The sequence below is a fragment of the Clostridiales bacterium genome (genome assembly GCA_015243575.1).
Taxonomy (GTDB): domain Bacteria; phylum Bacillota; class Clostridia; order Peptostreptococcales; family Anaerovoracaceae; genus Anoxybacterium; species Anoxybacterium hadale.
In genome coordinates, this window is record CP042469.1 from 2938466 (window position 1) to 2961221 (window position 22756).

Here is a 22756-nt window from a genome sequence, read left to right on the forward strand (position 1 = left end):
CCTTTCATTGTATGTATCCATTTATCATATTCTTTACGGGACCACTTTGTGCCAGAGTTCGTATTGATATAAATATCAACAACGCATCAGAAACAAAGGCGAAGAAATGAATGAATAACGTAAAAAAGAAACTACTTAAACAAGCAGTCTCTTTTGTGGCTGGAAAAGTGGGACTCGAACCCACAACCTCCCGGTTAACAGCCGATTGCTCTACCATTGAGCTATAATCCAAGATTGATATTGGTGATTTCTAGTATATAGTATTGATTGAAATTTTCCTAAGATACCTGGATAATTTTTCATACGATTAGTGCTTGACGCTTACGGCATTTGTTTAAATTATAATTTACTGTTGTAGCGGTGGGGCTTATTCCAGCTTTCCAGTTGTTTAAGATTTATTATTTGCTGATCGAATAGCCACCCCAGATACTTTGTCCACTCACTGGAAATTGAAGTTACATCCTCTTCCCCAATGCTCGGTAAATATTCTTGATTAAATATTAATTCTGCTTCCTTTTTTCTCATCATAAATCCTCTTTCGGCTGGTCATAGCACTCATTACAATTCAACTTCTGATAACATTTTCCCCCATTCGAATATTATTATTCCATTCAGTTTCCTTTATTCCCTATGGCGGTGAAACCGCTCGTAACTGCCGCAGCACAAGAATTCTTTTCTCCTGCAGCAACAATAAAAAATTCAATCAGGTGAATATATAATGCCTAGAACGCGCATACTAATGTCGTTTCGTGAGATAAGAAGACCAAACATGTGTTACTCAAAATCGAACTTCCATCACGATGGGAAAGGAGACTATTTTTTCATGGATAAGAATAATAAGAAAAAAAAGAACGAATCCAAGAACAAATCAAAAAACAATACGAAATAAGCCTGCTGAAGCTATATTTAGCTGTAACAGAAGCACAATTATTATTTAAAAATATTGACAATTGTCTTCTATTCACATATACTAAAAGTAATTCTAAATGTATTAATTGATGGCTGCAGGCTTAGGTCAATTTCCATTTTGACTTACACTGTGGCTTTTGTTTTTGCACGGGATAATAAGTATTAAGGAGGTACCTAGATGAATAGTGGTACTGTAAAATGGTTTAACGAAGGTAAAGGATTTGGATTTATTTCCAACAACGATGGTTCTGGAGATGTTTTCGTGCATTTCTCAGCAATTCAGAGCGATGGATATAAATCTTTGGCAGAAGGACAGCAGGTAACATTTGATACCGAAGCCGATCCTAAGGATTCCAGAAAGCTTCGCGCAATCAACGTTCGCCCGGCTTAAATTGCCGCAACAAATCCGCTCCTTTGGGGTGGATTTTTTTTTGCCCAGATTTTGAGCGCTAATCTTTACAAACCTTTAACCTAATCTTCATCTGTTCGTTACAAAAATCGCCTATACTGATAACAGACCAGAAAATTTTTTCATTGGCTTTCTTCTCTAAACTGCCCCTGGAACAACCAGGGGCAGTTTTATTGTATCAGCGCACCAACGGCAAAGCCGCAGGAGGAAGCGCATCTATTGATTTTTGATTGAGTGCTATCTTCTGTCATGATTCCTTCTGTTGTTCAAGCTTTTATAAAAATCAATTGACTTTCTGTTGGTTTGCTCAAAGTAAAATCGGAATTCCTGTGATGACAATTTTATATTGATTGACTCTAGCCCCACATATTTCTCATCCTTTTCCGGGATCAAGATACCTAACTTTTCAATTGGGATATAAATCGTACTATAATCATAGTTGGCCTTCCCCTTTTTCATGATTGTTCTTCCTCTGGTAAAGACGATCAGCTCTTTATTGTTGGTAAGATGCAGGCAGTTTAACAAAATCGATCTTGATAAAAAATGTCCTATCCTTGCTGCAAAATTACCCTTTGCCAACTTTAAAGGGATTGACCTTTGCACTGCACAAACCCGAAGATCCGGAATCATTGGTTTGATATCTTTCAGCATATTTCTATATAAGACTTCTACGCCCAAATCTTCTTCTGGACCAAACTCACTTTTGAGTTCAAAGGATTTCTGCGTGTATTTATCTCTAATTATGCCGATAAATTTAACGATAAGATTACTTGAGACTGTATTATAGGGTATGGTTAATTTGGTATGATTCAAGAAAATGGTAAGCGTCCCCTTAAGCAGCCGCCTATGATCTTCGATCCCCTCAATGTTGCTGTAATAGACCCTATGCTCTTCCACATGCTCATCAACGCGCTTGAGTATATAAATAGAATCCGCATAAAGACCAATCACATAATCATATAAATTCATGTCTGGTCTGGCATTCCGTCGCTCCAGATTTCTGGGAATCTTGATCACCATAAGGCTGTTATCGCCGCTTTTGTAATATGGTACGAACAAAGGAGGCAGCGGGTGCTCCTCATTCACTTCGTAAATCCATGGGCCAAAAGCATCATATTCTGATACTGTAATCATTTTTCATATCACCTTTCAAACCTGTTGTTTTAACAGAACCGGTATATATTTCGCAACATGATATAGCGGTGCCATATCCTTCTTTGTTAATGCACTGATCAGTGCCCCTTCCATCATTACTTGTAATATAATACCCAGCTCGTCAGCCTTTTTCTTATCAAATCCACTCTTGACTAACTTTGCCGAGAAACCATTTTCCCATGATTCAAAGGCATTCTTGCAGCTTTCTCTTATGGGCTCGCTGATTGCTGAGGTCTCAAGTGCTAATAAACTGACGGTATAAGGAATGACTTCTTTCAGATCAATAATTTCCTGTGCAATCTGGTCGATAAAGACCTGTATGGATTCCACCGGATCATCGATCTGATCCAGATATTCCGTTATTTTCTGCCGAATAAAATCACTGGTTAGTTTTACTGCCTCTATTGCCAGTTCTTCTTTTCCATTTGGGAAGTAGTAATACAGTGAGCCTTTTGGCGTACCGCTCTCTTTGATAATTTGGCTCAATCCAGTAGCATGATATCCTTGTCTTAAAAAAAGGCGTGACGCAGTTAGCAGTATTTTGTTTCGAGTATCTGATTTGCCTTTCATTTGATGTTACCTCCAGTATTATATAGACCGATCACTATAATTATAAGCAATTAAGCTTGTGATGTAAAGTTAGAAAATTGATATCTCACTCAACATTAAAAGAATTCTATCACAATGTCCTCGTACCCTTTTGCTTTTGAAAATGATATTAATAGTTGACGCACTCTCTGATCTGCTTCTTCCAGAAAGCCTTGATTGACTTTTTCTTCTTCAAGCTGTTTCTTGTTAGCATTAATCTCGTCAAACACGATCTGTGTGGGATAATCCGAAAACAGATTTCCCGTAACATCTTCCACCTTTGTCTTCTCAGTCTCCACAACGTTGTCTAGTATTTGAGATTTGGGGATTTTGATCAATAACTCTTTGGATAACGCATCATAAGATACTTGAATTTTTGAAAGGTCGGTTCCCGCTTTTAAATATCCTGAGTATTCAATGAGCTTAATCGTCTTTCCGTAATTAATATCCGAAATACCCGGCAGGGCTAGGTTCTTTTCGGTTCTGCTGATAATAACATTACTATATTCATACTTCAGAGTCGTCCATTCAGACAACTCTAATAAATGATCCTGCAACAACGAAGTTTCTGACGTTATCTTCGTGCTTGTTTGGACCAGATCATATTTATTAGATACATAGACTCCTGCGCTGAAGATAAGTGCAATTAGAATCGTGGGTAGTATCCACTTTAACCTTTTTACCATGTAATTCTCCTCCAAGATTTATCAGATACCAGTACTGATAATCTTTTATAACCTTCCATCATCCTATCGCTTGATTTTGGGCGGGATTATTGATAGTTACGGGACTTCAATACGTTTGTAGTGCTAAAATATTAAGATTCGCTTCCTCTTATTCACTTTATGACGTAATAATACCCATTTTACAAATTTCGACACAATAATAATGTTGGGGTTGGTGCTTGATCTTTGTATCCATCTAACGTAAAACGAGTGCTAATTCTCGTCGCAAAAATAAGAACACCACCGAATCCGGTGGTATTCAAATCATTATTGATATAAATAATTCTGTAATTATTTAATAGCTACGCTCAGAATAAACAAAACATTCTCTTGATCAATGCCTGTAGCTTTATTCTGCAAATACTAAAATCCTGCTTTGTCTGCTGCGTAAGTCGCATCTCCCTCGCTAAAACCTTCGAATATCAGTTGTTCTATCAACCCACTTCTTGAGAAGCTTGAAGATTCTAAGTAGCCTTCAGCCATTGCTGCCGCTTGCTCACTCCAATTAACATCCAAACGACTTACTGCATAGTTGGCATCGTCCTCTGAAAAACCTTCAAATTCCAATTGTTCTCTTAGCCCACTTTGGGAGAAATTTGAGGATTCCAAATAACCTTTCGCCATTGTCGCGGCTTGCTCTCTCCAGTTGACATCCAGCCGGCTTACTGCATAGGCAGCATCATCCTCTGAAAAACCTTCGAATATTAATTGCTCTATTAGCCCACTTTGAGAGAAATTTGAGGATTCCAAATAATCTTTCGCCATGGACACTGCGTTTTTCTGAGACAAGGTTCCAGCAGAAGTTTCAGATGAAGTTTCTGCAGAAATAATCTCTTTTTGTGGCTCCTCGATCTTTCTCTCTGCTATTTCTTCTTGCAATTGCCCTATCTGGTTATCTTGGGATGCTTCTTGCGATTCGCCTCCTTCTCCACAGCTAGTCAAAAGGAACACCATCAATAAGAACAGAATTATCTTTTTCATGCTCTCTACCTCTCTTTTTTTGTTTCACCATTCAACCGAATATTTCTATTGCACTTTTAAAGTGTATACACTAGTACAAGCTTCTTCAATTATCGGATTGAAAAGATGCCTAAACACTAGAAAAAACTATCAAGAAACATCGACCACGAGCGCCCCAGTAAACCTATTCCATTTAACTGTAAGCTGAATATCTTTATTAACATTTACGTCAATTGTCTTTTTCCTAAACGACATAGAGAACTCAAATTTGTACCTCCCCTCTTCTAGTTCTAGCTCTACAGACCCCCCATTTTCAATTGAACGATCCATCTTATTATTAATGCTAATATTTACAGGAGGATTCACTAAATAAATTTGACTCTCTCTAAAAATCGTAACCTTGTGTTTTGTGGTAGATTCTAAAGTATGAATATTGTTCTTTGTCGGTTTCCCACATTTGGAGCAAAATAAACTTTCATCAGATAACTGAGAACCACAATTGCTGCAAAACATAAAATACTCCTTTTCAAAATAAACTTGTTCCAATTATACCTTTTTCTCACAAATTTGTATACTATATTTCACATTACTATCAATTTTGCAAATTTCGCCTGCTTATAAAAAAACCTTTGCCGATTGCAAGAGACCACTGGCTTTATAAATATGGAAGACCGTGATGGGGATGGGATGGTTGGAGAATGAAATAATGAAGCGTTCAATTGATGCTAATGGACTGGAGAATAGTTCAAATAAATCTCATTAGATTATTTTTTACTTTATAATATAATTACTTTTATAATTTTCCATGTTATAATTATACAAATATTAAGTAAAATTGAAAGGAGACATATTTATGGGATCAACTTTATTCGGTGCACTAATAGCGGGTCTAATCATAGGCGCAATCCCCGCAATTGCAGGAGGGGTAAAAGGTAAACTTGGATTAGGCATTGGAGGATTTGCTGCATGCGTTGGAGGCTCATTATTATTGGGCATGCTCCTTTCGATTCCTCTTTGCGCTATTTTTATGTTTTTAATTTTTAAAAATAACAGTGAGAATTCTAAAACAAACATAGCACATACGTCTCTGACTGATTCACCACCTAATGAGGAAGGTAGAGATGCTCTTGAACAAATACAGAAATTATCTGATTTAAAAGATTCCGGGGCATTAACCGAAGAGGAATTCCAACAAAAAAAAGCACTCCTGCTGTCTAAAATATAAAATTCATTTCGATGTAAATATTAGACTGACTACAGCCATTTCTGAATTATTTATGGTCCGATGATTTCATTCGGCCTATGAAAGAATAACATATACTAAAAAACGCCCTCTGAAGTAATCCTGTGGGCGTTTTTTTGCTGCATTAGTTAAATATCGTTTAAATTAATATCGTGATCATCTTTTACGGGATAGCTTATGATTTTGTATATGAATTTTCTTAAGCCTGGTCAAATGAATCTTCCACTGAGCATCCCCACAAAAGCCGGGTTTCTCCGACTTTCCCCTTGCAAGTTTCCTTATACTAATCTAAATAGGAAGAAGTGCACTTCCCGCTAACACTTGCACTAAGGTGGTTCCTCCACCAATATTATCAAAGCCGCTTGAGCCTATCGGCAAACCATAGACGCAGACTCTGTCACCTTCAAAGTATTCACAAGTGCCTGGATAGTACACCCAATAATAATTATAATCGCCATCAGAAACTAACAGACTTGTGTACGAGTATTTTGACCAATCATCATCAACTACATTTTCAAATATTTGCTGAATTTTACTATTGACGGAAATAATTTTATCACCGTATTTTCCAGGAGTTTTTTGTAAGTGCTTATACTCAATCGTGCCATCCAGATACGGTGCTATAGCATCATACGTATTAACAGCAAACAGGTCTTGGTGTTGTTTTAAAAAATTATAAGATATATCAGGAAGCGTAAACGGCATACTTGGCCGTCCAGATAAGTTTGAGAGCATTTCGTAAAACTCAGGTACATATTTACCTTGTTTATAGGTGCCAATTTGCGACTCAGCTTCAGGGTCGTCCCACTTCGTAGTTCCTTGCCCATCAAACAGTCCGTCTTTCCACTCTCCCTCATATGTATATTCTATCTTTTGGCTATTTTGAGTAGTAAACGTTCCGTAGCCATTCGGGATACCATCTACCAAATCTCCTTTGTACTCCCCAATTCTCTCAACATCTGCAAACTTGAATTTATAAAGATTGGTTTCCAATATACCTTGTGCCGATAAGTTTCCTTCTGCAAAAGAACCCTTATAATTTAAATACTGACTTTCTTTATTATAATTAAATTCTCCATTCCCCTGAGGAAGACCATTCTCAAAAATCCCAGTATATAGCCCCGTATAATCAACACCTTGGAAGCTAATTGTCGTTTCCTTATCTTTAACTTCTTTAGTGCAACCGGAACACAAAAAAACGAATAAGCTAAGGATTAAAAAAATTACAATTCTTTTTTTCACCATTTGATTTCCTCCACTGCCTCTCTTCTTCCACTTCAAGTACAATATTACAATATTTTTAATTATAACTATATTTTATATTCTACGCTATATTACTTAATTTTACAATATTTTTCAAGGAAGGAGAGCTAATGCCCTAAAACAGAAGCGACCGCCCAATAGATACTGGTAGTTTTCCAAGTATTGCTTTTTGTGTAAAATGTCTATTAAATTTAAAGATCTCGATGTACCAAGAATCGGGCCGACAAAGAACGATACCCATACGGAATATTTTGCTTACAGCGCTAAAGATTGATTCATATGAATATGTTTTTAAGAACCGAGATGAATCTCATATGTCCACGGTAGGCATGCGAACACGCCGGAGTAGCATCTAGCGTGAGATGAATATAGAAATGGGATGCAAAACATTTAAAAAACGCCATTGACTGCGACCATACTGGGCGCACATTAGAAAGGCGGCCCGAAGGCCGCCTAAATATAAAAAGTTTGCTTAAAATACATATCCTCGTAGGTTCATATCTGTGAAATTGCCTACGAGATTCGATGAAATTTCCATAGTGAAAGAGAACGTATTTTCCGTGTAGTTGAATTTTCCAATGCTGACATCGGAGTTGTTCACCCCGATCTCCTGGAAGAATACTCCACCACCTTCATCCCACAAGCGTCCATTACTGTGTTTACCTGCCGCAAATACATCATCTTTGCTCATTTTAATATTGTGGGCAACCCACCTGGTTTTTGCGGTATCAGTTGAGCTACGCGATATTCCAAAATAGTTCTTATCCACATATGCGTATTTTACCGAACCATCAGCATTTCTGACAATATAAAAATCTGCAACAAGCAGGTCGTTATCAAAATATTTACTGACAATTCTAATCATTTTAGGAAAATATCCAGGTATACCAGTGTCAAAACTAAATATATAGTTTTTACCTGTATTTGACCCCGAAGAGGTCCACTCATTCGTAGTTTCCTGATTCTCTTCCATATCGAAGGTACATTTATATCCGCCAATAGAGCCATACCCCAGTTCCACAAGAGAAGCTCTTATTTCATTCAATTCTGTCTGCAGCCATTTATCCTGCCCTACAATGTTGATCTGTCCCGTGCTTAACTCGGCCAAGATGTGAATGGGGGGATTTAGAAATTGGCCAGTTCCACGGTTATACCACTTTCCAATTAGAGTAGTGTCACTTGTCGAAATTCGTATTTTATTTGGATCAATGATTTCAGTCTCAGATGAGATCACTTCCGTGACGATATCTTTTGCGCCTAAAACCGCGTAATAGAACATCACCACATCTTCGAATTTTCCAGTTTGACGATTATATCTCTTGCCTATTAAGGTTTGATCGTTCGTCGGAATTGAAACATATTTTTCCCCTTCCAATGGAGAAGGCATAGCATATATCGCCTGGACGATGTCTCTACTATCTAGATAAGCATAATATAACATTGATTTCTTACTCTCCTCTTTCTATTTTCTATATCAGACAAAGAGCTCTTTATCCTGTTTTTAAAAGCGGCTCGATATCGATTAACACGCCAATTACTATTGTATAGACGGACAAAGAAAAGAGTTACAAAAAAGGGATTATTATGTTATTTACAGCTTCTTACAAATTATTGGATAAACTTACCACAATAAATTTTCGGAAAAAAATGGTAAGATGTTCTTGCATTGATCAATGTGTATAGGAGCAGGTGTAAGAGCTAAATTTAATCAGTTAAGGTTCTAGCCGTTTGCCGTTAAGTTCTTACCACTGCTTCTATCGTAGAATATGCGATATGTTTTTTACAAATACTTAACACAATCTTTATCAATCCATCACAAAGCGATAGTATACTTAGAATTACAAAAGGGCTTTTCGTTGGCCTTTCTGCTTTAAAATTCCGTCTGCCCCGTGCCGAGAATCCAACTTCACTCTCGCTCGACACATCAGGGTAGGCGTTTTTTGTTTCTTTTTCCTTATCAAGCTTGTGATCATAGACTTCTGGCTGCATCTGGTGAAATATGCAGTCATGTGGTTCTCCTTACAAACTTCCATTCAAGAAATTGCATTGCCTGTGTTCCTCTTTTGTTGTATACTATGCGCAAAGGAGGGGTTGAAATGGACGTTACATCTATCGCTGCTGCCAGCATTTATCTTCACCAAAGCCAAGTTCAAGAATCAGCTGGAATCGCCATTGCAAAACAAGTTCTTAATGTTCAAGAGGTAGCTGCCGAGGCACTGATTGAAACCATTCAAGAATCCGTCCCATCCTTTGGGCATAAACTTGATATAAGTGTCTAGCAGGGAGTTTTCCCTGCATCTTTATTTTTTGATCATGGTGAAAACGGCAGGAGTTCTTTCCCCTTTGTCCAGAAATTCTGCACGAGAAGCCTTATTAATTCCATCTCTCTGCTCCATGGTATCCTAGCTGTAACATAATTTATTGTTCTCAATATATTGTTAGTGACGAAAGGAGGTTGAGGTAATGAGTAATAATCTTTCGTCTAGCAGAGACCATATATTGGAAAGATTTGATAGAATTCTGGGATATTTAAGCAGCCTTGACAAAATCAGCGACCATGACAGAAACAGCAACTATGACAAAGACAGAAACAGTAAATATGACAGAGACAGAGACCGAGGAAGTGTAAGAGACATAGACCGTGACAGATATCAACACCGATACCGTGAAAGAGATTAGTGGCGCTTCGCTTCTTATGTATGGGACTTTCTCACCCACTGGATTCTGGTTCTACATCTAGATATAAAATAAAGGGCTATTGCAAAATGATTTTTTGATTTGATATGCTCCCTTCTAGGTAGACAAGTGAAATAATAAAACTTGTTACTTAAAGGGGAGCTTATCAATTGTCAATTCATTTTGCGACAGCCCCCTTTTTATTTTGGCGGAGAGCAACGGCCTCCGGCCTCCGACTCGCTTCGCTCCCTGCTGTCGTATTTTCCTCTGCAGCTAAAGCTGCGGAAAATACGCATGGGACTCGAACCCACGGGGCTTTATAGTAACCCAGTGTTTTCAAGGCTCGTAGAGGACAGTCCCACACCCCTTTCCACATCAAAAAAAGTCCCTTACTCTGTCAGAAGTGCAAGTCTGTAAAAGGAGTCAACCCATGAACACTATAGAAGCGCAGACAAAAACAGCCCCGGCTTGATATCGGGGCTTTTACTATGGCAACATAATTTTTACCATTTCAGTAGAAATTAGTTTTAGTTGGTTCAAAATTTAATTCTATGCGCTCAATGTCTTTTACTATATAATAAATTAAAGCAATATGGGTAAAGGAGTACAATTATGGGATCATTTCACAAATCAGAGTATCAAAAAACTAGCATAGATAATCAAGCCAATATGGATTTTAAACCAACAAAGAAAATCGGAAATGTTATCGCCGTTGACGAAATCCATCAAAGGTGGCAGCTGCTTGATGGTTTTGGTAAATGCCGCGATCCTCAAGTTTATAAGTATGACGATATTAAAGAACTTCAATTACTCGAAGATGAAGAAACTGCTCTTGATAGCATTTTAAGAGGAGCTGCTAGAGGTTCATTTGGTGGTAGTACTACTGGTGCGATTTATGGAGCTGTAAGGGGGTATAAAGAGGCGTATAAATTTATAAATAGCTTGAACATAAGAATTATGTTACATAACCCAGAAGGCGCAGTACTATTCATCCCTCTTCTTAACGACAGGACAGAACGTGATACATATGCCTATAAATCAAGGATTGAGATCGCCCAGCAAATTATGTCTATATTCTCTCCGATTGGAATTTCCGATGAAAGTCAGCAAAAGTCTCAGCCATCAGAAGATCTTAACAATGTACTTTTTTCTGCTGCTGATGAGATATTAAAATTCAAAGGCCTCCTTGATAAAGGAATCATTACTCAGGAAGAATTTGATGCTAAAAAAAAGCAGTTGCTAAATATCTAAAGAAAAGAGAGCAACAACAGCGCTCGCTTGTTTTTTTCCCTGATGCTCCTTCCATTTATAAAGAAGACTAACTCACCAAATAGAAAATGGCCCTGGCATTACGCCGGGGCCGCTTTAATAAACGTAGAAAGTTTAATGCGACGAATATTTCATTTATTTTTTTGCCCTAATAGTAAACATTGCAAGACCATCTTTTACAATATAGGAGTAGTCTGCATTGGTACCACTTGCATTAGCTATTGTATTATCTGTTGAGGAAAAATTACCAAGTGAATTTATAATTCCGTCACGTTGTTCTAAATCCACCTTTCCTACCGTTCTTACTCGCAAATATCCCATTATTCGGGCAGTTTCTGGATCTATATTGCCTTGTCCCATGAAATAGGTAAAGCTTGTAATCTTACCATCATCTGCTGTACTAAAAGATATCATAAACGATGAGTCTAATAAATATGTTACACTACCGTTTTCATCAAGCTTTTTCCATTCTGACAGCTTTTTATAGTTATTGTTTGAAAGCTCTAAATCCATTATAGATACAAATTCTTCCACTGTCATTTGAAATTTACCATCTACAGGAACAAAAGAAACTTCCGCGTCATCTGATTCCGATGATTTATTATCCCCGAAATCAACACCGTATTTTTCTGCCAGCTCACTAAGAGATGATGCAAACTCTTGTGCTCCTTCGCCTGCTTCAGCTAATTTATCATTTGCCTGTGTTATGTCCTCAGAATCCTGAGACTCAATGGCAGTAAGAACTAATTCATAAGCAGAAAATTGCATATTAAGTGCATTTAAGTATTTTTCATGCACAGCTTTTACTTCATCAGTTTTTGGTGCTATCTCTTCTGCAATACCTATCACTTCTTTTAAATCGGGCATAATATCATCTTTTATGTCAGAATACAATGTATCGTCATCGATATAGTTTTCATTTATTGCACTATAGAACGCAGCACTACTCGCAACATCTCTACCGTTTACCTTTGAATTCCATTCATTGATGTAGTTACTGAGATCATCCTCAACCGTAACATTACCACAGGAAACTAAACTTAATGTAATCAGCCCCAAAAACAAAAAAATAATACTAATTTTGACTTTCATCATACGACCTCCACTGTAAATCTACAAGACGCATTCTAAATATTACCATCATTATATAATATATTAATTTTTATTGAAATTCAACATTATTTTTCCAAATTTTGCAATCATTTAACAAATAGGGAAGAGTATCACATCAAAAAAATAGCTCCAGCATTACACCGGGGCTTTACTGATTATGGATTGCAAACCTTGCGCGGAACATATCCACCACTGACCGCGTTATCTCTGGTCTTTAAATAGACAACATGCTCTGCCTTTATTTGATCTACTGGCTAGCCTGTCAGAGTCGTGACCAAGGAAATCATCCTCCAGTACGACAGCATAGAGATCCGCCCATTGTTATACTTTATTTTTTCTTTGGCTCACCCCCAACACTTGACAGAGAGCCGTTACTTTTGAATTTTCCTTTGTATGGATTGACCATTTCATCACTTCTCAATCAATGCGAAAAATCTAATAAACAACATGCATAATGGCGTAAAATCGTCCACACTAATTTCCATATTTGATGTGAAAAAATAAGCGACATTAGACGATTTCAGCACCAGAATCATGGCAATATAAAACCGCCAAACGCATTGATTTACAGTGCTTTAGCGGTTCTTTTCTTATCTGGCGGAGAGCAACAGCCTCTGGCCGAACCGAAATATAAAAGCCCCGGTGTGGTGCCAGGACTTCCGCTTTGGCAACATAATTTTTATTAGGCTGGGTGATTATAAAAATCTTCAAGAGTTGAAGGGAAAGATATATATAAGTTAGACCTCATTTTGTGGTACCAATAATATGCTTTTTTAAATACATTATTATAAATCTAAATATTTTTATTGCATGAAATATATTCCATATAATAAAATAAATCCATAAGTAATAATGTATATGTATGTTTTCAAGAAAGGAACAAGGAAATGGATAACAATCGAACTAACTTATTTATTAATCCTAACGTTGAAAAAAACAGCAAAACTAAATACTTATTATATTCAGTAATCATACTGATTATTAGTATGACTGGATGTGGTGACAGTGGCGAAAGCAAAGAAAAAATGGGAAATAACGATACAGTACAAGTCTCTGAAGAAGAACAATCGACTGAAATAGATCCTGTAGATAAGGATGCCGTCAAAGAGTATGATAAAAAGATTTATAAGATGGTATCAGCCTCAACAAGAGTATCCGATATATTAGTTGATTCAATGGGAGAAGTAGGCGATGGTAAAATGTCCAGATCAGAACTGAAAGAACTAGCTACGCAGGCAAAAGATGCCCAATCTAGTTTACAAGGTAGTTTATTAACATATGATGATGTAGCAAAATCAATGTATTTAGAATCTGCTCACTTCTACCTAACCATGCAGTGGAAAGTTGCAAGTGATTTATTAAAATTTTGTGAAACCGATAATAAAGAGGATTTAGATAATTGCGGCGATGTTTTGAGGGATTCTCCCGATTATTTGAAAACTGTGGATAGCGCAAGAGTGAAATATTTATCAGAACAAGGCTTTTCAGAAGAGGAGATCGTTGCAATCACTACTGCAGTTGATGAAGAGCAGGTAGAATGATATTGGTAGACTAACTTTTCATGCCCGAGGAAATCAAGTCTCGGGCATTTTTATGCCCAAAATCAAAAAGAATGATACATATGCCAAGAGGAACATTTACATTTGACGGTAAGCGGTATGGCGTGACCGCCAAAACGGAGCCGGAGCTGGCAGTGAAAGTCGCCGAGAAAAAGAAGGCTCTGGAAGAAGGTTCAATCATCCTAAATAAGAGCACAACAGTAAAGAAATGGACTGAGGAATGGCTGGAGACCTACGTAGAACCGAACGTCAGCGATGCCACGCTATATGCAAATGCCGAATCAAGATATACATTACCCCGGCCATTGGCAGCATGCGCCTGGTTGATGTCAGACCGCTGCACCCTCAACGGCGCAGCTGGATGCTCCAGAGATCATATAAAGAAGGTCCGATACACCCTGGTTCAAATATTTACGAAGGCTCAGTGTAACAAGCTGATTATAAATAATCCAGCTGAAGATCTCGATATACCAAGGGGGAAAAATAATACCCGGCGGTCCATTAAGGATATAGAACGTACATATATTAAAAGTGGCTGAGAAGCACCCCGCAGATCTTTGGGTCAAGCTGATGCTGTACTGCGGACTGCGGCCACAAGAAACTGCTGCACTGCAAGGCAGGCATCTTGATCTGACAGGTGGTAACTTGAAGACCGAAAACGCATTAAAGCGGCACGATAATACCATTGGGGATACCAAGAGTCGATCCGGAAAAAGAACGATACCTATACCGGATATTTTGCTTTCAAAGCTAAGGACGATAAAGGTTTATTCATACGAGTATGTTTTTAAGAACCGAGATATGTCTACGGCAGGCATGAGAACACGCTGGAGAAGCTTCAAGCGTGAGATGAATATTGAAATGGGATGCAAGACCTTTAAAAACGCCGTTGTGCCTCCCTATCGAGTAGCAGAGGATGGTTCCCTACTGTCTACGACATACGTACTGCACAGACCTTCAGGACGCCGGTGTACCGATCAACGTCGCCAAGGAATTGATGGGTCATTCCGACATCAGCATCACCGCGAAGATCTACACGCACCACTCTGAAACGTCCTATAATAATGCGAAAAATCTAATAAACAATATGCATAATGGGACAAAAACTCCCACACTAAGTCCCACATCTCCCATACAATTATAGCCGATATTAGACGATTTCAAAATCAAAATCAGTGGAATAAAAAACCGCTAAACGCATTGTTTTACAGTGCTTTAGCGGTTCTTATCTTATCTGGCGGAGAGCAACGGCCTCTGGCCTCCGACTCGCTTCGCTCCCTGCTGTCGTATTTTCCTCTGCAGCTAAAGCTGCGGAAAATACGCATGGGACTTTCTCACCCACTCCGTGGCTTCTCGCCCCTCGCCTTGAGACAAAAAACAAAAGCATCATCCTATCGGATGATGCTTTTGTTTTTGGCGGAGAGCATGGGACTCGAACCCACGGGGCTTTAACACCTTACTCGCTTTCCAGGCGAGCTCCTTAGCCACTCGGTCAACTCTCCAGACTTATTAGACACAATTAGTAATTTAACATACATTAAGAGAAAAAGCAAGTACTATTTCAAATAAAAATTTGTAATAAAATTAAGGTTTCTGTTGAAATTTTTCCCACATGTGTTTGCTTTCAAGCTCTATATGAAGTATAATTTCTGATGCGGAGGTGCTGCAATTCATGGATGTAAAGAAGCCGAATCTATCCTTTGAGCAATGGAGAGAAAAAATCATCCGAGTCTTCTACGTTATCATTGTACTGATATTTCTGGTAGAAGTCATTGTTTTCTTGGCGTTTCGGCCATTCGGACTCCTTGCAGAAACCACAACAGACCTTCACTATATCTTGAAATATATTATGCTTCCAACCTTGATAAATCTTATTCTGGTCTATGCCTGTCATAAAATAAATACCAATCGATTCAAGGACAAAATAAAAAACACAGCAATTCCGGTGACGTTAAGTCTTCTCGCCGCAGTCATCGCATACGTTCATGTTCAGGTCGATTCCATAACAACAGCTCTTGCTATGCCAGTTTTTCTTACTGTATTGTTTGGAAAGAAAAAGATGACTAGGCTGATTACAATGCTGAATGGAGCTTTGATTCTTCTGATTTCTCTCCGCGCCGCCTTTTATTTTGAAAATAAGACTGTATTTTTTTATCTGAACATCGTTGTCGCTCTCACCCTGCTGATTACCGCATACCTGATCAGCAATGTTCTCATCGCATACAACAAGGCAAACAGTGATTACATAAATTTCAGCTATGAAACCCAGCTATCCCTGACAGAACAAGCGAGGAACGATTCTCTCACCGGACTGTTTAATCAGAAAACATTCCATGCCCTTTTGAATACAACGATGGAAAAAGCTTGGAAATCCAGAGCACCAATGTCCCTTGCCATCATTGACCTGGATGACTTTAAGGAAATCAACGACACCTACGGCCATCTGGCTGGCGACCAGGTTCTGATCCATTTCACAGACCTGATGAAAGAGCACTGCAAAGAGGGGGATGCCTTTATTGCCCGTTATGGAGGAGACGAATTTGCCGTCATCTTTCCGAGAGCATCCAGAGAACTGGCATACCTGAGATTGGAATCCTTACGAAAGCGCTGCCGACAAGTTCCGTCAGCGAAAACCGGGACAAGTTCCATCAGCTTCAGTGCCGGGATTGCAAGCTATTCGGAAGGCGAAACCAACGCGACGCTTTTATTCCATCAGGCAGATTCCGCGCTCTATCAGGCTAAGGAAAATGGCAAAGGTCAGACGATGATATATCAAGAGCAATAGGAGTCTGCGCGCTTCAACAGATCCTTCCCCATTCCATATCAAAATAAAGAACTGCCGTCTGTGAGATGCTCCTCCTAAGATTAGTTCATTTTCTAACATCTTGGATGCAAATTCAAACGGCAGCTTTTCATTAATCGGTTCTATTTTACATTCTTTAACTTTATATTCTATAGATTATATTTCTTATTTTATTTTCTGTTTCTCATTTCTCTTTACGGTAATCTCTACTATTTCATTTCAAAGCTTTTCTTACAGCTGACTGCATTTCATCCTTGCCCAGCACGCCTCTATGTCTAATCTCCTTGTCCTCCAAACCTTTCAGTCCAGCAGGGATTTTGACACCAGTCTTTTCGTGGAGCGCACGGACGTTTACAAAACCGTCTCCATCAGGCACAAGGCCTATGGATTCTGCTACACTGTCTGCAAATTTATACGCGCTGGCAGTTGAAGCAATAACTGCGGGAGTATCATCACCAGTCTCCTGTTTATAGTCTTCATAGACCTTATATGCAACTGCCGTGTGAGTATCCATCAAATAGCCGTTTTCAGCGTACATTTTTCCAATGGCAGCATTGGTCTGGGCGACTGTAGCAAAACCAGCCCAGAAGTCTTTTAAGCCTTCCTTGATGCTGCTGCTTACCTCATACTTCTTTTCGTTATCAAGGCCATTCATCAAAGCCGAAATTTCTTCACCGTTATTTCCACTCAAGTGGTATAAAAGCCGTTCCAGGTTACTGGAAATCAGAATATCCATGGATGGAGAATTGGTCAGATAAAATTCTCTTCCTGCATCGTACACCCCCGTCTGAAGGAAGTCTGTCAGGACTTTGTTTTCATTGGATGCGCAGATCAGCTTTTTTACCGGAATCCCCATCTGCTTTGCATAATAAGCTGCAAGGATATTTCCGAAGTTCCCAGTAGGTACTACTACATTGAATTCTTCGCCTGCTTTTACCGTTTCCTGCTCCATCAGCTTGGCATACGCATAAACATAATATGCCACCTGCGGAATCAATCGCCCGATATTAATAGAGTTTGCGGAAGAAAGCATACAGCCCGATTCTGCCAGTTCTGATGCGAATTGGCTGTCATTGAAGATTTTCTTCACGCCGGTCTGCGCGTCATCAAAATTACCCCGGATTGCAAAGACATGCGTGTTTGCTCCTTCTTGAGTAATCATCTGCCGTTCCTGAACCTGGCTTACTCCTTCACTGGGGTAAAATACGATGATCTCTGTATTGGGGACGTCGGCAAATCCCTCTAAAGCGGCCTTTCCTGTATCTCCTGAAGTAGCAGTCAGGATCACCACTTTTTTATCAACCTGTTCTTTCTGCATCGCTGTCGTCATGAGGTAAGGCAGAATGGATAATGCCATATCCTTAAATGCCGCTGTTCTGCCGTGATAAAGCTCCAGAAAATATGCGCCTCCTGCATTGACCAGCGGAACGATCTCAGAAGCCTCAAATTTGCTGTCGTAGGCCCCGTTCACACAATGTTTGATCTCTGCTTCCGTATAATCCGTAAAAAAGCTGTGAATGACCGCATCAGCGATTTCCTGATACGTCTTTCCCTTCATCTCTTCCAGACGAAATGGCAGTTTGGGGAAAGAATCCGGAACAAAAAGTCCTTTGTCCTGAGAAATCCCCTGTATAACAGCTTGAGCAGCATTTTTGATATCCTTACTGCCTCTTGTACTCTTGTAAAACATCCTTCTATTCCTTTCTTTTCTATATCTAAATCATCTCGGATCAAAGCTCCGAGCCTTATTCTTTGCTTAATATTTGATTTTAACAAAATAGCCGAAAATATACAAGGCGATCGGACAAAATGTATAGAAAAAATGGTTCCCTTGAAAATCAATATAAATTTAACGAAGTTTTTTCTCTGAGAACACAGATAACAAAACTTCAGACTAAGATTACAAAAATCAATAGCGGCGATGGAGACGAAGATACAAAGCAGCAGCTTATCGAAATTATTCAAACACAGATTCAGCAATTGGAGTCTCAGATCCAGAGAATTGAATCACAGCAATCAAAAGCTGCTGCAAGCACAGAAGAAGTCTCAGATCCATCTAATTTGAGCCAGAACGCATCGACAGTGAAAGACCCTTATTCCAATAATAAGTTCGACATTCTGGTATAGCGTTCGCGCCCTTGCGGGTTCGACTCCCTCTGCTTCAAAAACGAAAAAGACCGAAGCGCTGCTTCGGTTTTTTCTCTTGGTAAACTGTATCTGACTAAACTTAACCTTTTAAAACCTTTAAATTGCAATGTTCTCTGAATCTGACCTTAATTCACATTCAACGTGATATGTGTCTCTTCAGCCTGATGTTTCAAAATGCAGTTGGATTGGGGAACTTACATACTTAAAATAGATATCCAAGTCGTGGTTCTTGCACAAGACGATTTTCTCAAGAATGGAGCGATAGACTTCCGGTGTTGGTTCTTCCTGCCTTAGAATCTCCTTGATACGAGCAATAACCTTAGACAAGTTCTCTTTGGCTGCCTCATTCTTTTTCGCTTCAAGTCTGACCTTTTCAATGGTGCTTTTCAAAGCCGAAATTTCATCGTCATACTTGGACTTCATCTGATTCATTTCAGACTTTGTAATATCTCCCTCGGCATACATATCAATAATCCGTGCTTTCTTCTCCAGTGCCTTTTTTATCCGTTCTTCATACTGTTTTGTATGGTCGGGAATACCACCGTTTTGCGCTGTCTGGATTTCAGACTGCAATTCCTGTAAAATATCGGCAGAATTGAAGTTAAGTTGCCTAAGTGCAAAGCGTACACAGGTCAGCAATGCGATATCGTTTACCAGATCACTTTTGCAGCCGGAAGATTTCCCGTAGTTATAAAGTTCACGGCAATACCAGAATCGAATCATAGTACCGTCTTTGTTGTACTTGTTGCGAGAAACGCCTTTTGAGCCGCATTCACCGCATTCAATCAGGCCGGAAGCCCAATATTTCGTTGAATGCCTTGACTTTTCGCCAATTAAGGCCGCCCTGCGTTGCAGTTCCAGTTGTGCCAAGTCCCAAGTTTTGTGATCTACGATTGCAGGATGATGATTTCTGATGTATACCGTATCGTCAGGGTTTTCGTTCTTGACTGCCTTATGTGTCAGGTGTGATTCTATATACATCTTTCGTTGACGTAGATCACCGGCGTACTTTTCATCCACGAGGATGGCACGGACATTATTGACCGTCCAATTTTTACGATTTGATCCACAGGGTATATGCTCTTGCTTCAATTTTTTTACGATAGATGTAATCCCCATGCCTGACAGGAAGTCCTGATAAATCAGCTTTACTATGGAGGCTTCATCCTCATTGACGGTAAGAGCACCTTTATTCAGGTGGAAGCCTAAGACACCCGGCCCGAATACATAGCCTTTTTCCATTCCTCGCCTCATGCCCCATTTGACACGTTCAGAAGTTTTCCGGCTTTCTTCTTGTGCAACGGAGGCCATGATCGTCAGACGAAATTCCCCGTCATTTTCTCTGGTGTCTATGTTGTCGCTGATGAAAATAACACCTATACCCAAAGTCTTTAGCTTTCTTGTGACTGATAGAGTATCCACGGTGTTCCTTGCAAACCTTGAGACTTCTTTTGTAATAATCAAGTCAATTTCCCCGTTGTACGCCTTATCAATCATTTCATTAAATTTCTTTCGCTTCTTCATACAGGTTCCGGTTATTCCCTCATCAGGGAAAAGCCCCGCAAATTCCCAATCGCTGTTCGCGTTTATGTAGTTTTCAAAGTACAATTGTTGATTCTCTAATGAATTTTTCTGATCTTCATGATCGGTTGATACTCGGCAATATGCCGCTACCTTTAGCATCTCAATAACTCCTTTCCTCATTGAAATGCCTCTTGAAAATCAGTCATATCTATACTTTATTATAGCATGGAAATGGCTGAAATTTCAATGATCTTTCGTAATTTCTGCTGCTTTTTTTGCTGGTTTTTCCAAAGAGAATCCGATGGATAATGTCAACCTCCTGTAGATATTTTCCGTCAGGAATCCGTCTTTATATAGCTGACTAATAATCCCTTGCTTTATCGCCAACGTCAGCCATTTTTGATTTTCAACTTGTATTTTGGCTTCTTTATTCATCCCAATCTGTCCCCTTTTGCTTATTTGTACCCTTTAGAAATTTTTTCTTATAATACCTACGGTTAAAAACGTTATAATAATTTGTATTTTCATTGATTAACTGTATCGTCTTTTCAAAAGTCAGCTCAGAAGATTCCAATTTTTGCATTGCTTCGAAATTAGTAGTTTCATAAATAACAGGCTCCTTAATTCCTTTGCTCTTGCGAAACAAACGAAATCCTTTGGGGAGCATCCTCAGACGTGCTCCTTTTACATAAAATTTACTTTCCTTCTCGTCCCGTTCATTGGTCGTAACAATTTCTTTTATGTTATCGTTTAAAACATTATTTTTTATTGCATCGTCTAAGCTTAGATCTCCGAGATATGCGCTTAAATACGCTCCAACGTTATCAACATTTTTCAGCGATTTTGTTTTACAAAAGCCCTGTTTCCAAAGTGCCGCAATCGTATCATTCGGAATGAAAGGGGCTTTTTTATCAAATATCAGCAGTAAGTGAGCGTGAAGAGATCCTCTAGACTGGGCCTCCATTGCTACTAGGTATTCGTAATCCGGCAAATTATTTTTATGGATATAGCGCTTTAATCCTATATTAAATTTTTTAAAGTCCGTATATAGCCTATACGGGTCAGAATTATTCTCTGAATATGTGAGACAAATCCAAAGGCATTTTCGGGTATCAGTTACATTAGCGCATATAAGTTCACGTAATTTTTTTAAGCTCTTTGAAACACTGCTTAAATCATCAGCGCGTGTCTCACTATGATTAAAACTTTTGATTTCTCCCGTATCGAGTACAGCGTACTCATTAGCATTTAGTTTCTGTATCGTCTGCCTTGAATTAAATTTGCTGTATGTAACCTCTGTAAAATTGCCCATTTCTTTGACTTTCACAAAGTCATTCGCTTTAATCAGAGGATTTTCGACATTCTCTATTTTCATACATTACTGTGTCTCCTTCTACGCGAAATTTGTGTTGATGTTATTGACGTATAATCAAGTTTATACCGCCGCATTGCGGCGGTGGATGGGTCTGTCGGCTTTCACTCTGCTTCGCCGCCCGACCCACCCAAGCGTCATCGCTGCATTGCTTTCCGAATGACATTGTCGAGCGCGTCGAAGTCCTGTATCGGTGCAATTTTGATGTGCTCAATGCCTCCTTTTCCGTCCAACAACAAATAACCTTCTCCCAACCCGCAATTCTCGGTCAATTTGTCCTCAAAATCGGGTAGCAGCATCTGTTTCTGCTGCTTGGAAATATTTCCCAGCATTAGGATAGCGCGGAATTGGTCTCTAGCCCCGGAAGAGAAATGAGAAGAGTCTCCCCTTTGAAGCCCTATGATCGGAACAAAACGGTAACTTCTTCCGAGCATTAAAATTTCTGACAGACGCGCCTTTAGCTCCTCTGCCTGCCGCTTTTCTCTGGAAAGAATAAAGCTTCCCCACTCGTCGCAAAAAAGATATTGTGGGCAACCTGCCGACCCAGTGTTTTGCTGTTCTTTAAAAGCATTATAATAATCAGTAAGACCTTGAACGCAGTTTGAATAAGCGTAGTGATTGGGGTAGTTGGAAAATTCCTTAAAATCATAATTTTTAAAGTCTAGTATCCAAATCTCAGCTTCTGGTTGAAATCTTGCAATTTTTGACATTATTACTTTAAGAGCTACCGTTTTGCCTGTACCCGTAGCTCCCACCACAAGGCAGTTTATAAGGGAGCCTATAACAGCGTTGCCAAAATATTCGTCATTGGGCGAAATTATTGTTGGCTTAATAAACTTGTTAGGCGTGACATATAGTCTTGTGCGTGTAGTCTTCCGCCCATATTCCATACAGTAGATTTTCCCTTCTAGCGTTGCGTCCAGACGATCCACTCGATTATCAAAGTCTTGAATGGAAATCCCCTTGTTTTCCACCTCTAAGATTCTCCCATGGGGCTTGTTTTTGTCTTTTCTCGCGGAGATAAGTACCGGGTACTCCCC

General features: G+C 39.1%; 24 protein-coding genes and 2 tRNA genes. 10 read left to right on the forward strand and 16 right to left on the reverse strand.

Features of this window, described 5'->3' with window-relative positions; translation table 11 throughout:
- Positions 1-156 precede the first annotated feature (156 nt).
- Positions 157-231 (reverse strand) — tRNA-Asn (locus FRZ06_13060).
- Positions 232-339: 108 nt separating this feature from the next.
- Positions 340-528 (reverse strand): hypothetical protein, encoded by a 189-nt coding sequence (locus tag FRZ06_13065; GenBank protein QOX64201.1) that lies wholly within the window; start codon positions 526-528, stop codon positions 340-342.
- Between the two features lie 559 nt (positions 529-1087).
- On the opposite strand from FRZ06_13065, the gene FRZ06_13070 reads away from it, so the two are divergent.
- A complete protein-coding gene (locus tag FRZ06_13070; protein ID QOX64202.1) occupies positions 1088-1300 on the forward strand; it encodes a cold-shock protein in 213 nt (70 codons plus the stop codon).
- 255 nt (positions 1301-1555) lie between these two features.
- Here FRZ06_13070 and FRZ06_13075 read toward each other — a convergent pair whose 3' ends face one another.
- From FRZ06_13075 to FRZ06_13095, 5 genes are all read right to left on the reverse strand, one after another.
- On the reverse strand, positions 1556-2452 hold the full coding sequence (locus FRZ06_13075) for a hypothetical protein (GenBank protein ID QOX64203.1): 897 nt from the start codon (positions 2450-2452) through the stop codon (positions 1556-1558).
- A gap of 15 nt (positions 2453-2467) precedes the next feature.
- Positions 2468-3043 carry a TetR/AcrR family transcriptional regulator gene (locus FRZ06_13080; protein ID QOX64204.1) on the reverse strand — a complete coding sequence of 192 codons (576 nt, stop codon included), beginning with the start codon at positions 3041-3043 and terminating at the stop codon, positions 2468-2470.
- 95 nt (positions 3044-3138) lie between these two features.
- Positions 3139-3747, reverse strand: a complete 609-nt coding sequence (locus FRZ06_13085; GenBank protein ID QOX64205.1) for a DUF4230 domain-containing protein — start codon at positions 3745-3747, stop codon at positions 3139-3141.
- A 402-nt stretch (positions 3748-4149) separates the two neighbouring features.
- On the reverse strand, positions 4150-4767 hold the full coding sequence (locus FRZ06_13090) for a hypothetical protein (GenBank protein QOX64206.1): 618 nt from the start codon (positions 4765-4767) through the stop codon (positions 4150-4152).
- Positions 4768-4896: 129 nt separating this feature from the next.
- Positions 4897-5292 carry a zinc ribbon domain-containing protein gene (locus FRZ06_13095; protein QOX64207.1) on the reverse strand — a complete coding sequence of 132 codons (396 nt, stop codon included), beginning with the start codon at positions 5290-5292 and terminating at the stop codon, positions 4897-4899.
- Between the two features lie 307 nt (positions 5293-5599).
- Here FRZ06_13095 and FRZ06_13100 point away from each other — a divergent pair, with 307 nt between their 5' ends.
- Positions 5600-5971, forward strand: a complete 372-nt coding sequence (locus FRZ06_13100) for an SHOCT domain-containing protein (protein QOX64208.1) — start codon at positions 5600-5602, stop codon at positions 5969-5971.
- A 306-nt stretch (positions 5972-6277) separates the two neighbouring features.
- Here the strand turns inward: FRZ06_13100 and FRZ06_13105 are convergent, their stop codons facing one another.
- Both FRZ06_13105 and FRZ06_13110 read right to left on the reverse strand, forming a co-directional pair.
- Positions 6278-7234 carry a hypothetical protein gene (locus FRZ06_13105; GenBank protein QOX64209.1) on the reverse strand — a complete coding sequence of 319 codons (957 nt, stop codon included), beginning with the start codon at positions 7232-7234 and terminating at the stop codon, positions 6278-6280.
- A gap of 490 nt (positions 7235-7724) precedes the next feature.
- Complete coding sequence (locus FRZ06_13110) at positions 7725-8693, reverse strand: hypothetical protein (GenBank protein ID QOX64210.1); 969 nt, start codon at positions 8691-8693, stop codon at positions 7725-7727.
- A 499-nt stretch (positions 8694-9192) separates the two neighbouring features.
- On the opposite strand from FRZ06_13110, the gene FRZ06_13115 reads away from it, so the two are divergent.
- The 3 genes from FRZ06_13115 to FRZ06_13125 all read left to right on the forward strand — a co-directional run bounded on the left by FRZ06_13115 (position 9193) and on the right by FRZ06_13125 (position 11179).
- Positions 9193-9531 (forward strand): putative motility protein, encoded by a 339-nt coding sequence (locus FRZ06_13115; protein QOX64211.1) that lies wholly within the window; start codon positions 9193-9195, stop codon positions 9529-9531.
- A gap of 184 nt (positions 9532-9715) precedes the next feature.
- Positions 9716-9931 carry a hypothetical protein gene (locus FRZ06_13120; GenBank protein ID QOX64212.1) on the forward strand — a complete coding sequence of 72 codons (216 nt, stop codon included), beginning with the start codon at positions 9716-9718 and terminating at the stop codon, positions 9929-9931.
- Between the two features lie 609 nt (positions 9932-10540).
- Positions 10541-11179 carry an SHOCT domain-containing protein gene (locus FRZ06_13125; GenBank protein QOX64213.1) on the forward strand — a complete coding sequence of 213 codons (639 nt, stop codon included), beginning with the start codon at positions 10541-10543 and terminating at the stop codon, positions 11177-11179.
- A gap of 153 nt (positions 11180-11332) precedes the next feature.
- Here the strand turns inward: FRZ06_13125 and FRZ06_13130 are convergent, their stop codons facing one another.
- A complete protein-coding gene (locus FRZ06_13130) occupies positions 11333-12292 on the reverse strand; it encodes a hypothetical protein (protein QOX64214.1) in 960 nt (319 codons plus the stop codon).
- Positions 12293-13197: 905 nt separating this feature from the next.
- Between FRZ06_13130 and FRZ06_13135 the strand changes: the two genes are divergently transcribed.
- From FRZ06_13135 to FRZ06_13145, 3 genes are all read left to right on the forward strand, one after another.
- Positions 13198-13851, forward strand: a complete 654-nt coding sequence (locus FRZ06_13135) for a hypothetical protein (GenBank protein ID QOX64215.1) — start codon at positions 13198-13200, stop codon at positions 13849-13851.
- An 80-nt stretch (positions 13852-13931) separates the two neighbouring features.
- Positions 13932-14408: a hypothetical protein gene (locus FRZ06_13140; protein ID QOX64216.1), complete on the forward strand. Its 477-nt coding sequence runs from the start codon at positions 13932-13934 to the stop codon at positions 14406-14408.
- A gap of 377 nt (positions 14409-14785) precedes the next feature.
- Complete coding sequence (locus tag FRZ06_13145) at positions 14786-15013, forward strand: tyrosine-type recombinase/integrase (GenBank protein ID QOX64217.1); 228 nt, start codon at positions 14786-14788, stop codon at positions 15011-15013.
- 270 nt (positions 15014-15283) lie between these two features.
- Here FRZ06_13145 and FRZ06_13150 read toward each other — a convergent pair.
- Positions 15284-15371: transfer RNA gene (locus tag FRZ06_13150), tRNA-Ser, on the reverse strand.
- Between the two features lie 170 nt (positions 15372-15541).
- Here FRZ06_13150 and FRZ06_13155 point away from each other — a divergent pair.
- Positions 15542-16654 carry a diguanylate cyclase gene (locus FRZ06_13155; GenBank protein QOX64218.1) on the forward strand — a complete coding sequence of 371 codons (1113 nt, stop codon included), beginning with the start codon at positions 15542-15544 and terminating at the stop codon, positions 16652-16654.
- A gap of 232 nt (positions 16655-16886) precedes the next feature.
- Here the strand turns inward: FRZ06_13155 and FRZ06_13160 are convergent, their stop codons facing one another.
- Positions 16887-18362: a threonine synthase gene (locus tag FRZ06_13160; GenBank protein ID QOX64219.1), complete on the reverse strand. Its 1476-nt coding sequence runs from the start codon at positions 18360-18362 to the stop codon at positions 16887-16889.
- 119 nt (positions 18363-18481) lie between these two features.
- Between FRZ06_13160 and FRZ06_13165 the strand changes: the two genes are divergently transcribed.
- Positions 18482-18799 carry a hypothetical protein gene (locus FRZ06_13165; GenBank protein ID QOX64220.1) on the forward strand — a complete coding sequence of 106 codons (318 nt, stop codon included), beginning with the start codon at positions 18482-18484 and terminating at the stop codon, positions 18797-18799.
- A gap of 177 nt (positions 18800-18976) precedes the next feature.
- On the opposite strand, the gene FRZ06_13170 is transcribed toward FRZ06_13165, so the two are convergent.
- The 4 genes from FRZ06_13170 to FRZ06_13185 form a co-directional block, all read right to left on the reverse strand.
- Complete coding sequence (locus tag FRZ06_13170) at positions 18977-20524, reverse strand: recombinase family protein (GenBank protein ID QOX64221.1); 1548 nt, start codon at positions 20522-20524, stop codon at positions 18977-18979.
- Between the two features lie 63 nt (positions 20525-20587).
- Positions 20588-20779 (reverse strand): hypothetical protein, encoded by a 192-nt coding sequence (locus tag FRZ06_13175; protein ID QOX64222.1) that lies wholly within the window; start codon positions 20777-20779, stop codon positions 20588-20590.
- Positions 20772-21719 carry a hypothetical protein gene (locus tag FRZ06_13180; GenBank protein QOX64223.1) on the reverse strand — a complete coding sequence of 316 codons (948 nt, stop codon included), beginning with the start codon at positions 21717-21719 and terminating at the stop codon, positions 20772-20774. The genes FRZ06_13175 and FRZ06_13180 overlap by 8 nt, the downstream gene beginning before the upstream one ends.
- A gap of 134 nt (positions 21720-21853) precedes the next feature.
- Positions 21854-22690, reverse strand: coding sequence for a hypothetical protein (locus tag FRZ06_13185; GenBank protein ID QOX64224.1), 837 nt, complete (start codon positions 22688-22690; stop codon positions 21854-21856).
- Between the last annotated feature and the right edge of the window lie 66 nt (positions 22691-22756).